Source organism: Paenibacillus sabuli (assembly GCF_014705605.1).
GTDB classification, from domain to species: domain Bacteria; phylum Bacillota; class Bacilli; order Paenibacillales; family Paenibacillaceae; genus Paenibacillus_D; species Paenibacillus_D sabuli.
Map to the genome: position 1 here is coordinate 1 of NZ_JACXIZ010000030.1, position 19,464 is coordinate 19,464.

Here is a 19,464-nt window from a genome sequence, read left to right on the forward strand (position 1 = left end):
GCGCCGATCATTCGGCTTGCTGCAGCATTTTCAACAGCTTGGCAATAGAACGCTTTCTTTTTTCGGCGTCCATTCGATTCAACAGGCGCAGCATCTCCGCCGTATCGCCGCGCACCGGCTCCCCCTGGCGCCTCCGGTCGTGGTCCCCGCCAATGATATAATCGAGCGAGACTTCGAATAGCCTGGACAGCTTGATCAGCGTCTCATAGACCGGCTGCCGGTTGTTGATCTCGTAATGGCTGTATGCCGAGCGCGTCACTCCGATCCGGCGGGCGACCTCCTCCTGCGACATTCGCATGCGCAGACGCTGTTCTCGTAATCGATCTCCCATCGTCATTGGTTTAACTCCCTTACGCTTACTTGTACCGATAGCTCGTTTCCAAAAAAAATAAAGCGGATGGGTAATCATACTACTCTTAATTTATGATACAAATTGTATCATTGTCAAGTTCCATATTTCGACTCCGCTCAAAAGAAGGCTTGAAAAATAAAAATGATGCCAGTACAATGAAGATGTACGTACAAGTTCGCATGGATCTTGGTTCTTCTTTTTCATTTTGTTTCATTGGTACATACAAGCGATGAAGGAGGCTTTCGATGAATACGGATCGTCACGCTTATTTTTGGTTCGTCACCGGCAGTCAGCATTTATATGGCAACGAAGCGCTAGAGGAAGTGAACGCCCATGCGCGGCAAATGGTTGAAGCGTTGAACGGCAGCCCGGACATTTTCTACGAGATCAACTATCGGCCGGTCGTCACGACGCCCGGCGAAATCCGTTCCGTCTGCGCGGAAGCCAGCGTCGATCCGTCGTGTGCGGGCATCCTGACCTGGATGCATACGTTCTCGCCGTCCAAGATGTGGATCGCCGGCCTGCAGGAGCTGCGCAAGCCGCTGCTGCATCTGCATACGCAATTCAACCGCGACATCCCGTGGGATGAAATCGATATGGACTTCATGAACCTCAATCAGGCTGCGCACGGCGACCGCGAGCACGGCTTCATCGGCACGCGCCTCGGGCTTGGTCGCAAGGTCGTCGTCGGACATTGGCAGGATGCGCGTACGCAGCGGCGAATCGGGGCCTGGACGCGGATGGCCGCGGCGGCGGTCGCCTCCCGCGAGCTGCGCGTGGCGCGATTTGGCGACAATATGCGGCAGGTGGCCGTCACCGAAGGAGACAAGGTTCAAGCACAGATCGACTTTGGCTGGACGATCGACGGCTACGGCATCGGCGATCTCGTCGAGCGGATGCGGGCGATACCGGACGCGGAGGTGAAGCGCCTCCTGGACGAATACGGCGAGCGCTATGAGATCGCGGAGCATACGCGCAGCACGCGATGGGAGGCGATTGCCGAGCAGGCGCGGATTGAGTTGGGGATGCGAGCCTTCCTGGAGGAAGGCGGCTACACGGCGTTTACGACGACATTCGAGGATCTGCACGGCATGAAGCAGCTGCCCGGATTGGCCGTACAGCGTCTGATGGAGCAAGGCTACGGCTTTGGCGGCGAGGGCGATTGGAAGACCGCGGCGCTGACGCGCGTCGTGAAGCTGATGACCGGCAATCGCCGCACGTCCTTCATGGAGGATTATACGTATCATCTCGAGCCGGGCAACGAGCTGATCCTTGGCTCGCACATGCTGGAGGTATGTCCGACGGTCGCGGCCTCGCGCCCGCGTCTGGAGGCGCATCCGCTCGGCATCGGGGGCAAAGCCGATCCGGTCCGGATGATCTTCGACGGCGTCGACGGTCCGGCGGTCAATGCCTCGCTCGTCGACATGGGCGGCCGCTTCCGGCTGATCGTCAACGAGGTCGAGGCGGTGCGCTGCACCGAAGCGATGCCGAAGCTGCCGGTCGCACGCGTGCTCTGGAAGCCGCAACCGTCGCTGGCCGAATCGGCCGAGGCCTGGATCTATGCCGGGGGCGCGCACCACACGGTGCTCTCGTTCGAGGCGACTACCGATCAGTTGCGCGATTGGGCAGAGCTGACGGGCGTCGAATGCATCGTGATCGACGCCGACACGCGCATTCCTGCGCTGCGCAACGAGCTGCGCTGGAATGATCTGGCCTACCGCTTGCGGTAGCGGCCGCTTCGTCAGGACAACGGCGCCGTCCCGGTTCGGGGCGGCGCCGCACGATTATGAATTGGCGTTACTTCCCGTTTATTTTAAACGCTCCAACTGCGCGAGATGATGGCTGTAATGCATGGGAATAAGCCAAAACCACTCGTTGGCATGCAATGCGCCGAACCCGGGATGAACCATTTTTCTGCTTTCCGATTCTTTGCTCAGCGTCGCTTCAGTCCGTTTCATCCGCTCGACGAGCTCGAGCAAGCCTTCCTTTAGCTTCGCCTTGCTCGCCGGCTGCTTGGGGGTGTACTGCGGTGAAGCGGGCACTCGAATCCGTATAGGAGGGTAGCTGCCCCGGGGCTCCCAGGATCGGAACGCCCATTTCACTCAGTGCCTGCATGTCCCGATAAATGGTCCGCACGCTGGTCTCAAATAGCGAAGCCAGTTCTTCCGCCCGCACGACGCTCCGGCGTTGCAGCTCCAGCATGATGGCGAGCTGCCGATCGGTCTTATTCATTCCTGTACCTCCTTCGTCTGGACTACGGCTCCGCCGGTCCGGCGGGCGTCCGCGGAGCGGGCCGGGTCATGACGAATCGGCGATACAGCTTGATCGCAATCACCTTGCCGATCAGATAGACGGGAATTGCAATCATGATGCCGATGATGCCGCCGATGCTCCCTGCGATGAGGAGCAGCACGATCGTCATCATTGGATGAATGTCGAGCTTGCGTCCGTAGATATGCGGCGAGAGCAGGTTGCCCTCGATCTGCTGGGCGATATTGACGATCAGGAGCACCCAGATGATGGAGGTCGGCGAATCGATAAAGGCAATCGTCAGCGCCGGAATCATCCCGATGAATTGGCCGATGTACGGAATCAGGTTGAGCACGGCCAGCAGCAATGCCAGCAGCAGCGAATACGGCAGATCGATGATGAGGAAGCCGGCATAGATCATGACGCCGAGCAAAAAGCATAAAATGACGCGTCCGAGAATGAATTCGCTCAGGATCCGGTCGATTTGAAGCAAGGTGTCGCGCACCTCGCGCTTGTAAGGCGACGGCAAATGACGCATCAGCGAACGGTAAGCCGATTTGTCCTCCTTGAGCATATAATAGAGCAGAATCGGCACCGTGCTGACGACGATCACGAGCGTCGTGAAGAACGACACCGCGCTCGAGATATAGGTCGAGACGGTGTCGACCAGGTCGCTCACATAATCGGACAGCCGGCTCGTCAGATCGGAATCGCGCAGGTCGACGTTGCGCACCAGTTCGTTGTCCTGAAGCCGCAGCAGCTGCTCCCGAACGTCGAGCACGACGCCTGGCAGGCTGTTGGCAAAATCGATCGTCTGCTGACGGAGCGTCGGCCACACCAGGAAGAAGAATAAGGTGAACAATCCCGCCAGCGCGGCATAGAGCATAAGGATCGCGAGCGGTTTTTTAAGCTTGAAACGGCCCAGCATGCCGACAAGCGGCCGCAGCAAATAATAGAAAAAAACGGTGAACAGCAGCGGCATGGTCAAAATATCGATTGCGACGCGGATCGGACGGAAAATGAAGTCGACGCGCGATGCCAAATAGACGATCACCAGGACCAGGATCAAGCTGAAGCATATGCGATAAAACTTGCCGATTTTTCGCACGCGAGTTCCTCCGTTTCCGTAAACGTCAAAGCTGAATACCCGATAAAGCGCAGCTTCAAACGCGATGGCCAAATTATGCTATACTTTGGAAAAGAACGCAAGACGAAACGAGGGAACCGCACGCGCATGAATCGGATCAAAGGCAGGGGGCCGACGCTGGCTAAGGATATGAACCGCAAACAAATCTACGGCGAGCTGAAACGCAGCGCGCTGACGACGCGCGCCGCGCTGGCCGCGGCGCTGACGCTGAATAAAAACACGGTCAATACGATTGTGGAGGAGCTGCGCCGTGCCGGATATGTCCGCGAGCGCGGGTTGCTGGGCAGCGGCGGCGCCGGGCGCAAGGCGGTCGGGATCGCCTTTGCGGCGGACAATCGCTGCGCGATCGGCATGCAGCTGCAGCACGCGTCGCTGCGGGTCGTCGTGACGGATCTGTATGCGGCGCCGCTAGTTGAATTCGAGCAGCAGGTGCCGGGTCTGGATCCGGAGGAGGTAGCGCAGGCGATCGGCCGCGCCGCGACGCGCGCCGCAGCGGCGGCTCCGGCGCCGATTATCGGCACGGCGCTGGGCCTGCCGGGCTTGCTGGACGAGGCGGCGTCGACGGTCGTCGCCTCCAGTCATCTGGGCTGGCAGGCGGTGGCCTTCAAGACCATGGCCGAGCAGGCCTGCCGCTCGGCGGTCTTGCTGGACAATAGCGTCAAGCTGGCCACGCTCGGCGAGCTCTGGCAAGGCGGGGGAGCGGGCGACGCAGGCGCGCACTTCGCTTATTGCTCATTCGGCACCGGCGTGGGCTGCGGGCTGATCCTGGACGGGCAGATTGCCAGAGGCGCCGCGGGCAGTGCGGGGGAGCTGGGGCATATCGTGGTCGAGCCGGACGGACCGCGCTGCAGCTGCGGCAATCGCGGCTGCCTGGAGGCGGTCGTCGGCCTGCCGGCCGTGCGGGCGAGACTAGCGCTGGAGATGCCTGTGCCGGATACGCTGAGCGGCGGCTGGCTCGCCGAAGAAGCGGCGCGCGGCAATGCGCGGGCCGCGCAAGAGCTGGAGCGGATCGGCCATGCCATTGCAGCGGCGCTGTCTGCGCTCGTCAATTTGCTCAATCCGGACGAAATTATCTGCGACGGTCCACTAATGGAAGCAGCCGAGCGGCTCTTCCCCATCATCAGGCGCGAGATGGAGAAGCGTACGCTCGGCTATGCGATGACGCGGGTCCGGCTGTCGCGCTCGACGCTCTATCCGAGCGCGGGCGCGATCGGAGCCGCGGCCAGCGTCATTGCGAATTGGGAGCGTCAGGCCGACCCGCTGGAGCCGATGACCTTCTGACCTTGCTTGTAGACGGCCTCGACGACAGGCGCTCCCGCATCGGTGCGCAGCAGCACCAGATCGGCGGCAGCCCCGAGCTCGATGCGGCCGAGATCCGGGCGGTCGAGCAGCCCGGCCGGCACCGAGGAAGCGAGCGTCCATGCTTCCTCGAGCGTGGCGAGCCCGCGCCGGACGAGATGGCCGATGCCGGCGGGCAGCATCTGCGCGGAGCCGGCCAGCAGCTTGTCGTTGGCTGCCAGGTGGAGCTTGCCTGCCGGCGTGAGCACGACCTCGCCGCCGATATGCGTCGTGTAGCGTCCGGGGGCGAGGCCGCTCAGATAGACGGCGTCGCTGACCAGCGCGATGCGCCCCGGCTTGGCGCGCAGGAATACCTTGAGCAGAGACTCCGGCAGGTGGAAGCCGTCAGCGATGACGCCGGCGGTCAGCTCGTCGGCCGCCAGCTGCTCCCACAGATAATTGTCGTGACGCGGCAGCATCAGGTGCGAGCCGTTGCCCAGGTGGGTGCTCATGCGCGCGCCGGCGGCGACCGCCTCGCGGATCTGCTGCGGCGTCGCAGCCGTATGGCCGATCGAGACGAGCACGCCGCTGGCGGCGCAGCGCGCGATGAAGTCCGGCGCCTGCGGCCACTCCGGCGACAGCGTCAGCAGGCGGATCCGGCCATGTGCCGCCTCCTGCCAGCGCTGGAACAGCTCCCAGTCCGGGGCCTTGACGTAGGCGGCGCTGTGCGCGCCGCGCGCGCCGTCCTCGGGCGAGAGGAACGGACCCTCGAGATGAATGCCGGCGATGCTCGCGCCGGTCAGCGGATCGCGATCCGCTGCTGCTGCAAGGACGCCGAGCAGCTCGGCAATCGCTTCGTCGCTGTTGGTGATGACCGTCGGCAGATACGACGTAACCCCGTGGCTCCACAGCGCAGACGTGACCTCTGCGACCTGCTCTTCGCCGAGCGGCAGGGTGTTGAAGTCGATGCCGCCGTAGCCGTTGAGCTGCAGATCGACCAGGCCCGGCGCGAGCCAGGGCAGAGCGGGCGCATTCGCGGCATCTGCAGAGAGCGCCTCCGTCAGCGGCTCGATGCCGGCGATACGTGCGTCCCGGACGGTGAGCGTGACCGCCCGTCCGTCGAGCAGCCGGCCGGCGATGACAGCTTGGGGCCGGGATGTGCGATCCATGCTAGAGCAGCTCCTTGTAGGCGTCGCGGTCGGCGTACAGGACGCAATTCGGATGGCGCCGCAGCACGGTCGACGGACATGCGGTGTCGATCTCGCCGCTCAGCGTGCGCGTGATCGCCGCCGTCTTGGTCGGACCGGGCACGATGCAGTGCAGCTCGGCGCCGGACATCAAGGTCGGAATGGTCAACGTCAGCGCATGGGTCGGGACGTCGCCGATGCCGTCGAAGCAGCCGTCGTTGACTTGCTGCTGGCGGCAGATGTCGTCGAGCTCGACCGGCTTGATGGTCTGCGGGTCCTCGAAGTCCGCGACCGGCGGATCGTTGAAGGCGATGTGCCCGTTCTCGCCGATGCCGAGGCAGACGATGTCGATCGGGGCTTCGCGGATCAGCGCGCCGTAGCGCGCGCACTCCGCCTGCGGCTCGGCCGTGCTGTCGATCAAGTGGAGGACGCCCGGCTTTACCCGATCGAACAGATGCGCGCGCAGGAAAGCGCTGAAGCGCTGCGGCGCGGACTCCGGCAATCCGATATACTCGTCCATGTGGAAGGCCGTGATGCGCGACCAATCGATGTCCGGCTCGGCCGCCAGCGTCGCAAGGCATTCATTTTGCGAAGGGGCGGCAGCAAATACGATGCGAATGCGCGCTTTTTTTTGCAGTCCATTCCGAATACTGGCGGCCGCCGCCTTGCCTGCAGCGCGGCCCATCGCCGCTCGATCCGGGTAGACCCGTACCTGCAGGCGATCTACGGTACGTTCAAGAAGAGGATGTCCATGATTGCTCATCCCAATCAGCTCCATTCGTTTAATTAGTATAAATATTATACTAATTAAAGTATGCCTGATGCCGCCCATTTTGACAAGGGGGGAGCACCAAGTCTCCGGGGCGGAAGCGGCAGTGTAGCCTCGCTAAACGAGCTTAATTCCGTCGCCGGAGCGGAATCGGTCGTGCAACGATAAAAAACGAACTTAATTCCGCCGCCGGAGGGGAATTGCCCGTGCAACGATAAAAAACGAGCTTAATTCCGCCGCCGGAGGGGAATTGCCCGTGCAACGATAAAAAACGAGCTTAATTCCGTCGCCGGAGCGGAATCGCTCGTGCAACGATAAAAAACGAGCTTAATTCCGTCGCCGGAGCGAAATCGCCCGTGCAACGATAAAAAACGAGCTTAATTCCGTCGCCGGAGCGAAATCGCCCGTGCAACGATAAAAAACGAGCTTAATTCCGTCGCCGGAGGGGAATCGCTCGTGCAACGATAAAAAACGAGCTTAATTCCGCCGCCGGAGGGGAATTGCCCGTGCAACGATAAAAAACGAGCTTAATTCCGTCGCCGGAGGGGAATCGCTCGTGCAACGATAAAAAACGAGCTTAATCCCGCCGCCGGAGGGGAATCGGTCGTGCAACGATAAAAAACGAGCTTAATTCCGCCTCCGGAGCGGAATCGCCCGTGCAACGATAAAAAACGAGCTTAATTCCGCCGCCGGAGGGGAAGGCCGTGCAACGATAAAAAACGAGCTTAATTCCGCCTCCGGAGCGGAATCGCTCGTGCAACGATAAAAAACGAGCTTAATTCCGTCGCCGGAGGGGAAGGCCGTGCAGCGAGCATTACCCTGCTTACTGGCCCTCGGCCTGAGCAGTCTCGTCAGCGCCCTCCGCAGCAATGGCTTCGTCCAGCATCTGCTGCCCTTGCATCTCCAGGGAGGCGAGGGTGGCGCGGACAGGCGCATCCTCTTGGATCATGACGGACAATTCCTTGGTGGCCATACTCATGAACCCGTTAATGAAGTCAGCGGGCAGATTCTCGTACCCGGCATACATGCTGTTGCCACCGGGCTTAAGCTTGTAAAATGCCGCGAGGTTGTGGCCGTCGTCGTCTTTGATATACGCGCTGCGAATCGGGAAGCCGCCGCCGCTACGCGATTTGGACTTGACCCGTGCGTATTCGTCGCTATGAATATATTGAATGAACTTCCAGGCTGCTTCGTTGTTGGCGCCATTGCGATTGATGGCAAAATACGTGGACACCGACATTGCGCCGCCCTTGTCGGGTTGCTGCGGATCGGCGGGCATCGTCACCAGGTCCCAGTTCTGCACCCCTTTTTCGCCCAGGTGCTGCTTGGCCTGACGCAGTTGATCCAGCAGATAGCTGCTCTCGACCGCCATCGCGAGGCGTCCGCCGATGAAGGGATCGTGCATCAGATAGTCTTCGGTGGAATTAAACGTGCCCGATTGATTCATCTCCGAGTAAAGCGTATTCGAGCGAATCGCATCCGCTGCCATTGTATACGTCCGTTCCCAGGAGTCGGTGTCAAGCGTGATCTGTCGGTTGTTCGAATCCACAAAATTGAGCCCCTGGCTCATGCCGATCATCATGCCAAGCTGAAAAAGATCGGTGTTGTAACCGGCTTTGAGTCCGTAGACACGCGCCTGCTCCGGGCCGTCCGTTGGAAAGCGTTGCGCCAACTGAAGCATTTGCTCCCATGACATTCCGTCCGTAGGAAGAGGAATGCCGTAATTATCGAAGAGGTCCTTGTTATAAAAAACCGCCTGGCTGTAAAAGCTGGGCGACAGACCGAACAAGCGCCCGTCGGACTGCTCCCGGATATAATCGATCAGGCCCGGCACGACGCCCTCAAGATCGTAATTATCGCGTTCGATCAATGGATCGAGCTCCAGCAGCCGGCCTTCCGCGGCCATTTCCTTGTACTGCGTCTCGCTAAGCATGAGCACGTCAGGCTGCTCCTCGTCGATCAATTGCTTCAGCGCTTGCTGATAATCTTCAGTCTCTTGCTGTCGAATCGTGTTCGTGGAGATGACGTCGATTGCGACGTTCGGGTGCAGAGCAGAGTAGAGCATGCCGAATTGATCGTAGAAGCTTTGCTCTTCATAGTACATCACTTTGAACGAATCTGGTTCGGTGTTCGGCGGATCATTGCCAGCGTCAAAGCTGCAGCCGGCCAGGCCGATTGTGGCGCTAAGCGCGAATGCAGTGCCGACTGTGAGCCTGCGGCGCGGCTTGTAGGAAGGATGAATGGATTGTGTTTGCATAAAAGCCCACCTTTCTGCCTGGAATTATAGCATGATCATCCAATAAAATCCAGGCAGCGTACGCAAGCCAGCTATTGCCAAGGGGCAGCGCTTGAGGAATTCAACATGTCAGCGGGCCGCCTCCCGCTTGGTGAACCAACGACGCAGCAGGTCGGCAGGGTCGAGGCCTCTTCGACCTGTGCGTCCGTCGCCGCGCAGCACCTCCTCCATCCAAAGCTGGAAACCATAAATAATTAACGCCCAAATCATTGCTGTAGCAATGATGTGCCAATGCTTGTAAACAATAAGCTGATACAACCCGATTCGCTCAAACACATAACTGACGGGATAGGCAAAAATTAAATTTACTAGCGCATTCAAGGCCAGATAAATCCAGAAATGTCCAAAACTCATGTAAAAGATAAGGATTGTACCGACCACAAACGGTCCGAATACGATCGGAATATTCGTCACAAAAGCGGGAAACAGCTTATAGTGCTCCCACCAATCGTATGTTGCAGCCATCTCCGAAAACAAGGTGACGATCAGCGCCGCCAGTAAGGCCGTCGGCATATAACGTTTGACGACTTTGCGGTCCAAAAAAAAGAGAAGCGTCCACGGCAAAAGAAACAGCGCCCACAGGATCAGCTTGACTAGCACAATCAATCGCCTCCGATTGCAGGGTTTTGCCGTTAGTGTGACACAGACCGCCGCTTCCTATCCAACCAAGAAAGCCAATTGACGCTCAGGACGGCGGCGTGTCTTGCTCATTCAGCGGACCGGTATAACGGGATTGGGGCCGAAAAATCCGGTTCACACGAGCCTGCTCCAAAGCGTGAGCGGTCCATCCGACGATCCGGCCTGCCGTAAATGTCGGCGTGAACAGCTCCGGCGGCAGCTGCAGAGCGCGCAGGACGGCGGCTGCAAAAAATTCGACGTTGGTGTACAGTCGGCGGCCGGGCTTGTAATGCGCAAGCAATCGCAGGGCGGTCTCTTCGACATGCAGGGCAAGCGCAAACGCCGGGTCGTCGCCAACGAGGGCGGCGGTCACTTCGCGAAGCGCCTGCGCGCGCGGATCCTGCGTCCGATAGATGCGGTGACCAAAGCCCATGATGCGCCCGCCGCGCTCCAGCAGCTCTCGCAGCCAGGACTCGGCACGCTCCGCGGTGCCAATCTGCTCCAGCATGGCAATGACCTCGTAAGGCGCTCCGCCGTGAAGCGGGCCCTTCATGGCGCCGATCGCTCCGGAGACTGCCGCGTACAGATCAGCCTGCGTGGACAGGATGACACGGGCTGCGAACGTGGAAGCATTCAGGCCATGTTCCATGCAGAGGATAAAATAGGCGTCGAGGGCTCGCACATGAACGGCCGCGGGGCGCTGGCCTGTCAGCATATACAAGTAATTGGCCGTATGGCCGAGCTCGGGGTCCGGTGCAAGCGGCTCGAGCCGGGCTTGCCGGCGCGCGTGATGCGCAATAATCGTCGGCATTGCAGCGGTGATGCGCTCAGCCTGCTCCACCGTGGGCGGCCAATGCCCGGTGTCCGGCGCTTTTTGCCGAAATGCGGCAACGGCCGATTGGAGCACGGCCATCATCGGCATCTGAAGCGGAAGCGCGTCCAGCATCGCGCGCAAGTCCTCGCTTAATTCGCGCTTGTCTGCGAGCCGGCGCTCCGTCTGTGCGGCCGCGTCACGGTTCGCATCGGGCCGGCCGCCGTGCCAGAGCAGATGGGCAGCCTCCGCATACGTATGGCGCACAGCCAATTGGTTGGCGGGAATCCCTCGATAGATCAATTTTCCTTGTTCGCCGTCGACCAGGGCGATGTCGGTATCTGCCGCGACGACGCCTTCAAGTCCGGTTACCTGTGCCATTCTCCTTCACCTCTCCTAAAATATGGATCTTGCTGATGCAAGTATAGCGAGCGGAAGTGATATTGTAAACTTAACAATTTCTTGTTATATGATAAAAATAATTTATCAAGAAGAGGTTGTTTTTAAGCGCTTCTTTTTCGGTCTGGCCGGGCGCAGCTAAGCCGCGATCGATGCATGTTCCGCCATAGCTCCGGCTATACTAGGCTCACTGCGCTGTCATGATCTGACAGCTCGCAGCGGGCTTTTTTTTTCGAGCCCGCGCCACGAATACGACGCAGCGTCGAAAGGCTGGAAGCGACATGCCGATTATTGAAGTGAACGAGCTGAGTAAAATTTTTGGCCCCGAGCCGCGCCGCGCGATCGCGCGGCTGGACGAGGGGTGGAGCAAGGAAAAACTCGCGGCCGAGCTGGGACTGACAGTCGGCGTGAATCGGGCGACATTCGCAATCGAGTCCGGCGAGATTTTCGTCATTATGGGTCTGTCCGGGAGCGGAAAGTCGACGCTGGTGCGGCTGCTTAACCGGCTCATCGAGCCGACTGGCGGGGAGCTGCGCTTTGGCGGCGAGGACGTGCTGGCGATGAACGCCAAGCAGCTGCGCCGCTTCCGCCGTGCCAGGATCGGCATGGTCTTCCAGAAATTCGCGCTCTTCCCGCATCGCACCGTCCTGCAAAACGTCGAATACGGGCTGGAAATCCAAGGGGTAGAGCGAGTCGAACGCCGGTCGCGGGCGCTGGAGGCGCTGGAACTGGTCGGGCTCAAGGGCTGGGAGCACCATCTGCCGGCTGCGCTGAGCGGCGGCATGCAGCAGCGCGTCGGACTGGCGCGCGGACTGGCCAACGATCCGGATGTGCTGCTCATGGACGAGGCGTTCAGCGCGCTGGATCCCCTCATTCGCAAGGACATGCAGGATGAGCTGCTGGCGCTGCAGCAAAAAATGAAAAAGACGATCGTCTTCATAACCCACGATCTGGACGAGGCGCTGCGCATCGGCGATCGCATCGCACTGATGAAGGACGGAAGCATTGTCCAGGTCGGCACGCCGGAGGAAATCCTCATGCAGCCGGCCAACCGCTACGTCGAGCGCTTCGTCGAGGACGTCGACCTCTCGCGCGTGCTGACGGCCGCTCATGCGATGCTGCGGCCGGAGACGGTGACGTCGGACCGCGGCCCGCGCGTGGCGCTGGAGCTGATGCGCGAGCGCGGCATCTCCAGTCTGTATGTCGTCGACAAGCAGAAAAAGCTGCTGGGCGTCGTCACCGCCGAACAAGCCGCTGCGGCTATCCGTTCGGGGGCGGCGCTGGAGGCGGTCATGCACCGCAATCCGCCCCAAGTCGAGCCGGACGCGGTGCTCAGCGAATTGTTCGAGCCGCTCAGTCACTCCAGCGTCCCGATTGCGGTCGTGGACCCGGACAAGCGGCTGCTCGGCATCCTCGTGCGCGGCGCCGTCCTGGCCGCACTCGCCGGCAGCGAGCCCCGGGATGGAGCGGGAGCGATGCCGGAGACCGATTCGGCGCCGGAGGGGGATATCGGCACGGATGCGCCGGAGCAGCCCGCCCATCTGGCGCAGGAATCGGCTCGACCATCGGCCGGAGAAGCAGATGCCATCCACGAGGAGGAGAGACGCTCATGAATCTGCCCAAGCTGCCGCTCGACCGCTGGGTCGAGCGCGCCGAGGACTGGCTCGGCTATTCCTTTGCACCGTTGTTCGACGCCATCAGGACCGTCATTGGCGAGCTCGTATCCGCCTTGGAATTCGTGCTGCGCGAGCCGGCGCCGTGGATCCTGATCGTGCTGCTCGCCGCTTTGGCCTGGCTGGTCGCGGGCTGGCGCATCGGCGTCTTCGCGCTGATCGGCCTGCTCTTGATCGACAACCTTGGCTATTGGGATCACGCCATGCAGACGCTCGCGCTGGTGCTCACGGCCGCGCTGCTGTCGATCGTGCTGGGTGTGCCGCTCGGCATACTGTGCGCCCGCTCCGCAGGGCTGCGCAGCGCGATCACCCCGGTTCTCGATTTTATGCAGACGATGCCCGCGTTCGTGTACTTGCTGCCTGCGATCTCCTTCTTCTCGCTGGGTGTCGTGCCGGGCGTGATCGCCTCGGTCATCTTCGCCATCCCGCCGACGATTCGGCTGACCAATCTCGGCATTCGTCAGGTGCCGGAGGAGCTAGTGGAAGCGGCGGACGCTTTTGGCTCGACGCCGGGCCAAAAGCTGTATAAGCTCCAACTGCCGCTGGCGCTGCCCACGATCATGGCGGGCATCAATCAGACCATCATGCTGTCGCTGTCGATGGTCGTTATTGCTTCGATGATCGGCGCGCAGGGCGTCGGCGCGGATGTGTATCGCGCGGTGACGCAGACGCGCACGGGCGTCGGCTTCGAGGCGGGCATTGCCATCGTCATCCTGGCCATCCTGCTCGACCGCGTCACCCAGCGACTCGTGCGCTCGGCAAAATCGACATAACCAACACGATCCCGAACAGGAGGAACAAGACCATGAATAAAAGCGGATGGAAGCAAGCCGGCGCCGTCATCCTGTTGGCCGTGCTGCTGGGCGGCTGCGGCGGAGCCGGAACGAGCAACAACGGCAATCAGGCGGGAGCGGGCAATGCCGGGAACGGCACGGGTGAAGCCGCGCCTCAGGCATGCGGGCAGATCCGGCTCGCCTACGTCGCCTGGGATTCGGAAATCGCCAGCACCTATGTCGTCAAGGAAGTGCTGGAGCAAAAGCTGGGTTGTCAGGTCGAGCTGCTGCAGGTCGACGCGGGCCCGATGTTCGCCGGCATCTCCGACGGCAGCGCCGATGCGATGGTGGCGGCGTGGCTGCCGACGACGCATGCGGCTTATATCGAGCAATACGGCGACCAACTGGTCGATCTCGGTCCGAACCTGAACGGCACGCGCATCGGGCTGGTCGTGCCGCAGTATATGGAAATTGCGAGCATCGACCAATTGGCCTCCGACGCGGCAGTCGGCGACGCCGTGCAGCACCGTATCATCGGCATCGAGCCGGGCGCCGGCATCATGATGTCGACGCGGGCGGCCATGGACACCTACGGGCTGGAGGATTGGACGCTGCTCGAGAGCTCGTCAGCGGCGATGGCTCAGGAACTGGACAAGGCGTATCGAGCCAAGGAGCCGATTGTCGTCACCGGCTGGACGCCGCACTGGATGTTCGCCAAGATGGAGCTCAAATATCTCGAGGATCCGCAGAATGTTTACGGCGGAGCAGAGCAGATCCATACAATGACGCGCAAAGGGCTGGAGTCGGACATGCCGGAGGCGGCGGCCGTGCTGGATCGCTTCGAATGGACGCCGGAGGATATGGCCGAGGTCATGCTGGAGATTGCCGATGGCGAAGAGCCGCAGGCGGCTGCCAAAGCCTGGGTGGACGGACACCCTGACAAGGTCGGCGAGTGGGTAGGAAGCTGAACTGAAAAATTCATAACCGCCGAATCTGGGTAATAGGATGTTGTAGAGACATCATCAACCGAACGACAGAGCGGAGGTGCGCACGATGAACGGACGATCGATGTTGCTAACAACAAAGGACAAGCTATGGCGGATTGCGCCCATCCTGACCTTGGTAATCGGTGTGGCTTTATCGGGTTATGGAGGCGGCCACGCCGCGGCGCAAAGCGGTGACTCGGCTGCCGGTGAGCAAGCGCAGGCCGAGCTCAAGCAAGGCAAAGGCTTTTACGTCGGTCTGGCCGACGGACATACGCTGGAGATAACCTGGTATGGACAAGGCGTCGCCTTTCAATTTGGAGACGCCGTGCGCGAGCAGGTCGAAGCGCTAAACGAAGGCGACAAGGTACATTTTACGTATATAACGAAAGTCTACACCTTCGAGCGCGAAGAGGGCGCCGAAACGTTCTACCAGCATGTGCTCCAGGACGTAGAGGTGCTGAATGATGCACAAGCGCAATAACGAAAGCAAAAGAAGCTGCCGACTCTCGGATCGTTCCGGGGAGCGGCAGCTTTTAGATTAGCCCGCACGCCTCTTTCAATTTCCATTCTCTGTCTGGACGGGCATCGCGCTTCTTGCTACAATCGTAGCAAATTCATGCGAACGTATATTCCAGGGCGGGATGTGACAGCTGCATGGCGATCAAGGAGGCTGGAGACGGGTGCCTGGTTTTCGGTTCGAGCCCGCACGCTATCCCGAGCGGCCGGGCTGTTATCTGATGAAGGACAAGGCGGGACGCATTCTATATGTCGGCAAGTCCAAAAGCCTGCGCAGCCGATTGCGCTCGTATTTCGGACGGCCGCAGGAGAGACGACGGCTGCGCGAGCTGGTGGAGACGGTGGCCGATATCGAAATTATGCTCGTCGGCAACGAGGCTGAAAGCCTGATCCTCGAAAACAATCTGATCAAGCTGCACCAGCCGCCGTTCAATCGGGCGCTTAAAAAGGACAACAGCGGCTACGCGTATCTCAAGCTGACGGACGAGGCGCTGCCTCGTCTGGACGTGCATTACCGGGACCGCAGGAGAGCCGGTACGGCCAGCGAGTCGGCGCGCGGCGCGGCGTCCGGCGAAGTGCGCTTCGGCCCCTATCTGAGCTCCGCATTCCGCAGCGGCGTGATGGATTTCATCAACGATCACTTCAAGCTGCGGACCTGCAGCGAGCTGCCGCGCCGCGCCTGCCTGCTCTATCATATTAAGCGCTGCAGCGGCGTCTGCGGCGGCCATATCTCCGAGGCCGATTATTTGCGCGACGTACGAAGCGCCGCCGAACTGCTGGAGAATGGCGGCGCCAGACTGCTCCCGGCGATGCAAGAGCGGATGGGGCGCTACGCGAAGCGGCTCGAATTCGAAAAAGCGGCCAATATGCTGCATCATATTCGCAATCTTGAGCGCCGCGCCCCTGTCCAGATTGTCGATCGCGAGCTCACCTACGATCAAGATATCGTGTACATTGGCGAGCGTGAGGCGCTGGTGGCGACGGTCCAGGAGGGCATGCTGCGCGATTTCACGGTGCATGCGCTGGATGCCGCGGCGATCGAGCCGGGCGACGATTTTTTGATCGCCCGGTACCGGGGCGAGCGGCCGAAGGAGATCATCGTCAACCGCCTGGCGGATCGCGACCGCGTAGCGGCACTGCTGCGCCGCCGCGGCGCGCCGGTGCGCCTCTCCGTCCCGAGGCGAGGCCCCAAGCTGCGGCTGCTGGAGCTGTGCAAGGAGAATCTCGCCTACCGGATGGCCCAGCCTACATAAGAGCGCTCGGGCAATCGTCCCCCCCCCCGGCGCTCGCTGCGCTGCCGATACCCATTAGGATGCCGTCCGGCTCTGCCGGACGGCATCTCGTCGATTCGGCAGATGCGGCCGGACGCCGACTGTGCTAGGATATACAGCATGTGTGCAATTGACGCAAGGAAGGTGAGAAATTGTCAAAAGAATCAACGGAAGTCGCAGGAAACCTCGACCTCGCGCCGGCACGCTGGATGTGGCTGCCGTCGGCGCGAACGTTGCCCAATACATTCGTGCTGTTCCGCAAAAGGGTCGTGTTCGCCGCGCCGCCTCGCCGCGTGTCGGGGTGGTTGCTCGCGGACAGCCGCTACCGGCTCACGGTCGACGGACGCCGCATGCAGTGGGGGCCGGCGCCGTCCGATCCCCGCTGGCCCGAGGCCGATCCGATCGAGCTGACCGATGCGCTCGGTGCGGGCGAGCACGTGATCGGTCTGGAGGTGCTCTATTATGGACACGGCGACGGGACATGGCCAATGGGCAAGCCGGGGGTCCTGCTGCACCTGGAGGTCGAGGATGAGGCCGGTCGGATCGATCGGATCGTCTCGGACGCCACCTGGTCGTGTCGAGTCGACCGCGGCCATCGGCCGGGGCAATACAAGCGCTGGTACTTGCGGTCCTTGCAAGAGGAATTCGATGCTCGTCTGCATCCGCACGGCTGGGACACGCCCGGCTGCGGCACGGCTGATGAAGGCTGGACGGCGGCAATGGAGCTGGAGGGTGCGGCGTCTGGACCGCCGCTGGCTACGGATTATCCCGATTACCTCTACGAGCTGACGCCGCCGCCGGAGGGAGTCAGCGCGCTGCGGCGACGCAGCGTCCCGCTGCTGATCGAGCGCCGGACGCCGCCGCACAGGCTCGCTGCGGCCGCGCGCGTCGAGTGGACGCGCGACCCGGCCGACTGGTTTGACTTTCGCATGCCGGAGTCGATGCGCACCGTCCCCGCCGCTCCGGGAGACTTCGCAGCGGAGGAGCCGGGAGTGTGGCGCATCCCGGCTGCGCACAGTCCGCGCGAGGCGTTCGCGCTTACCTTCGAATGGTCCGAGCAGCTTGTCGGTTTTCCCTACTTCACCATCGAGGCGCCGCCCGGCACAGTGGTCGAGCTGATGACGCAGGAGGCGCACGATCCCGAACGGGAGCACTGGCTGGACAGTCACAAGTTCGCGTGGAGCCGCTTCATCTGCGCCGGGGGCGCGCATCGGTTCGAGTGCTATGAATACGAATCGATGCGCTGGATGCAGCTGCATATCCGCAACCACGGCGAGCCGGTCTGCTTGCGGGGCGTCGGCGCAAGGCGGCGTCTGCATCCGTGGCCGCACGAGGCCGCTGTCGTCTGCGGCGAGCCTGCGCTTCAGCGGCTGATGGATGCGTGCGTCAATACGATGCGCAACAATGCGCTGGAGACACTCGTCGACGGCATGGGGCGGGAACGTCAGCAATACAGCGGCGATATCGGGCATGAGTTGCATGCGCTCCGCTACGCGCTGGGCGATACGGCGCTGTCGGAACGCTTCCTGCGGACCTATAGTCAGGGCCAGACAAGCGAAGGGTACTTCCTCGATTGCTGGCCGGCCTACGATCGGGTCGTCCGCGTGCCGCAGCGCGAGCTTGGCCTGACGCGATGGGGGCCGATACTCGATCACAGCGTCCAGTTCGTACTGGACAATTGGCATCATTATCTGGAGACGGGACGCCGCGAAGCGCTGGAAGAGACGTATCCTCGGCTTCGTCGCTTCGTGGACTACCTGGCGCTGATCCGCGGCGCGGATGGACTGCTGCCGGTAGAGGGTCTGGGCGTACCGACAGTATGGCTCGATCAGCATGTGTATCAGCGGCAGCGGCACAAGCAGTGCGCCTTCAATCTGCACGCAATCGGCATGCTCCGCGAGGGGATGGCGCCGTTGGCGCGTGTCATGGGCGACGAGCGCGAGGCCAGGCGCAGCGCGCGGCTGGCGGACGAACTGCTCGCGGCCACTGTGGCGAAATACTGGGATGCGGAGCGCGGCCTGTATGTCTGCAGCCGGCCATGGCCGGACGAGCCTATGCGGCTATGCGACCGCTCGCTCGCGGCGGCGCTGCTGTACGGCTTGTGCCCGGAGGAAGTCACTGCGCCGGCTCTGCAAGTCTTGGCCGAGCGTCCTCCCGAGCTGGGGCGCTCTTATCCGCCCAATGCCGGGTGGCGTCATCGCGCGCTCGCGAGGGGCGGCCGAGCGGACGTCGTATTGCGCGAATGGCGGGAGGAATGGGCGCAATGGCCGTCGGTCCGGCTCAACAATACGATGTCCGAGTATCGTGAGGCGCGTCCGGATTCGACCGACCAGTGGAGTCATGCTGCTGTGGCGCCGCTCTATGTGCTCCTGATGGATATCGTCGGCCTCGCTCCGCTCGAGCCCGGCTTCCGAGTCAGCAGGCTGGCGCCGCGGCTGTCGGATCTGGCAAGATTGAATGCCACGATTCATACCGCTGCCGGCCTCGTGCGCTTTCGCTCCCGGCTGGTCGGGGGCTGCCAGCAGGTAGAGGTGGAGGTGCCCGCCGGGATGCGGCTCGAGGTCGAGCAAGACGCCGCGACGACGATTCGCATCATAGAGGAGTGACCGATATGGGGGGGGGATTCTGGCACTGGTTCAGCGCCCAGCTGCTAGGTGACGACATCGTGGCGTTCGCATTCCGGCTGGCCGCTGATCGACGTGCAGGGTGAGGAGGGGACAGATGAGTAGAGTGGATGGGGGCGCGACCGTGCGGTTGACTGCGCTGCAGCGGTTGGAGCGCCGTCGCAGACGCATCCTCGATAATCGGGATCTGGCAGCTGAAGCCCAGTTGGGTGCCCGTCCAGCCGCTTCCGAAAGAAAAGGCACTGATCGCGAAGCTGGAGCAGGGAAGCTACAATTGGCGGATCAACCGCGTGCTTGGCCGCGAGAGTCTTGACGCGCGCCATTATTTCGTGCCGTTCGTGACGGAGGAACCGGTGCGCTTCGGAATTGCCCACACCTCGCCAGTGCTTGTCAATCATGCGTAATATTACGTGACATGAGCTCCGAAAAAACAATTGACAGATGGGTATCCCCTCCGTATAATGAAAAGCAACCAAACAGTAATCGATTACTTTGTCGCCGCCTGAGAACGGAG

17 protein-coding genes and 1 pseudogene are annotated in these 19,464 nt (G+C 61.5%); 9 read left to right on the top strand and 9 right to left on the bottom strand.

Annotated elements, in window-relative coordinates; genetic code table 11:
• Positions 1-7: 7 nt before the first annotated feature.
• Entirely contained in the window at positions 8-337 is a 330-nt protein-coding gene (locus IDH44_RS17320) for a helix-turn-helix domain-containing protein (protein WP_190919836.1), read from the bottom strand.
• 260 nt (positions 338-597) lie between these two features.
• Here IDH44_RS17320 and araA point away from each other — a divergent pair, with 260 nt between their 5' ends.
• A complete protein-coding gene (gene araA / locus IDH44_RS17325; protein ID WP_190919838.1) occupies positions 598-2,082 on the top strand; it encodes an L-arabinose isomerase in 1,485 nt (494 codons plus the stop codon).
• A 78-nt stretch (positions 2,083-2,160) separates the two neighbouring features.
• Here the strand turns inward: araA and IDH44_RS17330 are convergent, their stop codons facing one another.
• The 3 genes and pseudogenes from IDH44_RS17330 to IDH44_RS17340 form a co-directional block, all read right to left on the bottom strand.
• The gene (locus tag IDH44_RS17330) at positions 2,161-2,454 is read right to left on the bottom strand and encodes a DinB family protein (RefSeq protein WP_190919840.1); all 294 of its coding nucleotides are present in this window, start codon (positions 2,452-2,454) and stop codon (positions 2,161-2,163) included.
• Positions 2,417-2,584, bottom strand: a pseudogene (locus tag IDH44_RS17335) (helix-turn-helix transcriptional regulator); the annotation flags it as partial. The pseudogene IDH44_RS17335 and the gene IDH44_RS17330, both read right to left, overlap by 38 nt.
• A 22-nt stretch (positions 2,585-2,606) precedes the next feature.
• Positions 2,607-3,710, bottom strand: coding sequence for an AI-2E family transporter (locus IDH44_RS17340; protein ID WP_190919842.1), 1,104 nt, complete (start codon positions 3,708-3,710; stop codon positions 2,607-2,609).
• A gap of 126 nt (positions 3,711-3,836) precedes the next feature.
• Between IDH44_RS17340 and IDH44_RS17345 the strand changes: the two genes are divergently transcribed.
• Positions 3,837-5,030 carry an ROK family protein gene (locus IDH44_RS17345; protein ID WP_190919844.1) on the top strand — a complete coding sequence of 398 codons (1,194 nt, stop codon included), beginning with the start codon at positions 3,837-3,839 and terminating at the stop codon, positions 5,028-5,030.
• Here IDH44_RS17345 and IDH44_RS17350 read toward each other — a convergent pair.
• The 5 genes from IDH44_RS17350 to IDH44_RS17370 all read right to left on the bottom strand — a co-directional run bounded on the left by IDH44_RS17350 (position 4,997) and on the right by IDH44_RS17370 (position 11,089).
• The gene (locus IDH44_RS17350) at positions 4,997-6,196 is read right to left on the bottom strand and encodes an N-acetylglucosamine-6-phosphate deacetylase (RefSeq protein ID WP_190919847.1); all 1,200 of its coding nucleotides are present in this window, start codon (positions 6,194-6,196) and stop codon (positions 4,997-4,999) included. The genes IDH44_RS17345 and IDH44_RS17350 overlap by 34 nt on opposite strands.
• Position 6,197: 1 nt before the next feature.
• On the bottom strand, positions 6,198-6,977 hold the full coding sequence (locus IDH44_RS17355; protein WP_190919849.1) for a glucosamine-6-phosphate deaminase: 780 nt from the start codon (positions 6,975-6,977) through the stop codon (positions 6,198-6,200).
• 829 nt (positions 6,978-7,806) lie between these two features.
• Entirely contained in the window at positions 7,807-9,240 is a 1,434-nt protein-coding gene (locus IDH44_RS17360) for an ABC transporter substrate-binding protein (protein WP_190919851.1), read from the bottom strand.
• Between the two features lie 108 nt (positions 9,241-9,348).
• Positions 9,349-9,879, bottom strand: a complete 531-nt coding sequence (locus tag IDH44_RS17365; protein ID WP_190919853.1) for a hypothetical protein — start codon at positions 9,877-9,879, stop codon at positions 9,349-9,351.
• A gap of 85 nt (positions 9,880-9,964) precedes the next feature.
• Entirely contained in the window at positions 9,965-11,089 is a 1,125-nt protein-coding gene (locus tag IDH44_RS17370; RefSeq protein ID WP_190919855.1) for a citrate synthase/methylcitrate synthase, read from the bottom strand.
• A 299-nt stretch (positions 11,090-11,388) separates the two neighbouring features.
• On the opposite strand from IDH44_RS17370, the gene IDH44_RS17375 reads away from it, so the two are divergent.
• From IDH44_RS17375 to IDH44_RS17405, 7 genes are all read left to right on the top strand, one after another.
• Entirely contained in the window at positions 11,389-12,720 is a 1,332-nt protein-coding gene (locus tag IDH44_RS17375; protein ID WP_190919857.1) for a quaternary amine ABC transporter ATP-binding protein, read from the top strand.
• The gene (locus IDH44_RS17380) at positions 12,717-13,553 is read left to right on the top strand and encodes an ABC transporter permease (RefSeq protein ID WP_190919859.1); all 837 of its coding nucleotides are present in this window, start codon (positions 12,717-12,719) and stop codon (positions 13,551-13,553) included. The genes IDH44_RS17375 and IDH44_RS17380 overlap by 4 nt, the downstream gene beginning before the upstream one ends.
• Before the next feature lie 32 nt (positions 13,554-13,585).
• Entirely contained in the window at positions 13,586-14,521 is a 936-nt protein-coding gene (locus tag IDH44_RS17385) for a glycine betaine ABC transporter substrate-binding protein (RefSeq protein WP_190919861.1), read from the top strand.
• 85 nt (positions 14,522-14,606) lie between these two features.
• Positions 14,607-15,020 (top strand): hypothetical protein, encoded by a 414-nt coding sequence (locus IDH44_RS17390; RefSeq protein WP_190919863.1) that lies wholly within the window; start codon positions 14,607-14,609, stop codon positions 15,018-15,020.
• A gap of 199 nt (positions 15,021-15,219) precedes the next feature.
• On the top strand, positions 15,220-16,308 hold the full coding sequence (locus tag IDH44_RS17395) for a GIY-YIG nuclease family protein (protein ID WP_190919865.1): 1,089 nt from the start codon (positions 15,220-15,222) through the stop codon (positions 16,306-16,308).
• Positions 16,309-16,478: 170 nt separating this feature from the next.
• Positions 16,479-18,932 (top strand): alpha-L-rhamnosidase-related protein, encoded by a 2,454-nt coding sequence (locus IDH44_RS17400; RefSeq protein ID WP_190919867.1) that lies wholly within the window; start codon positions 16,479-16,481, stop codon positions 18,930-18,932.
• Between the two features lie 227 nt (positions 18,933-19,159).
• Positions 19,160-19,354: a hypothetical protein gene (locus IDH44_RS17405; RefSeq protein ID WP_190919869.1), complete on the top strand. Its 195-nt coding sequence runs from the start codon at positions 19,160-19,162 to the stop codon at positions 19,352-19,354.
• The last annotated feature ends 110 nt before the right edge of the window (positions 19,355-19,464 follow it).

Bases quoted from the DNA above. Each gene is read 5' to 3' on its own strand.
- IDH44_RS17320 (WP_190919836.1), bottom strand. From the start codon at position 337: ATGACGATGGGAGATCGATTACGAGAACAGCGTCTGCGCATGCGAATG.
- araA (WP_190919838.1), top strand. From the start codon at position 598: ATGAATACGGATCGTCACGCTTATTTTTGGTTCGTCACCGGCAGTCAG.
- IDH44_RS17345 (WP_190919844.1), top strand. From the start codon at position 3,837: ATGAATCGGATCAAAGGCAGGGGGCCGACGCTGGCTAAGGATATGAAC.
- IDH44_RS17350 (WP_190919847.1), bottom strand. From the start codon at position 6,196: ATGGATCGCACATCCCGGCCCCAAGCTGTCATCGCCGGCCGGCTGCTC.
- IDH44_RS17355 (WP_190919849.1), bottom strand. From the start codon at position 6,977: ATGAGCAATCATGGACATCCTCTTCTTGAACGTACCGTAGATCGCCTG.
- IDH44_RS17360 (WP_190919851.1), bottom strand. From the start codon at position 9,240: ATGCAAACACAATCCATTCATCCTTCCTACAAGCCGCGCCGCAGGCTC.
- IDH44_RS17370 (WP_190919855.1), bottom strand. From the start codon at position 11,089: ATGGCACAGGTAACCGGACTTGAAGGCGTCGTCGCGGCAGATACCGAC.
- IDH44_RS17375 (WP_190919857.1), top strand. From the start codon at position 11,389: ATGCCGATTATTGAAGTGAACGAGCTGAGTAAAATTTTTGGCCCCGAG.
- IDH44_RS17380 (WP_190919859.1), top strand. From the start codon at position 12,717: ATGAATCTGCCCAAGCTGCCGCTCGACCGCTGGGTCGAGCGCGCCGAG.
- IDH44_RS17385 (WP_190919861.1), top strand. From the start codon at position 13,586: ATGAATAAAAGCGGATGGAAGCAAGCCGGCGCCGTCATCCTGTTGGCC.
- IDH44_RS17390 (WP_190919863.1), top strand. From the start codon at position 14,607: ATGAACGGACGATCGATGTTGCTAACAACAAAGGACAAGCTATGGCGG.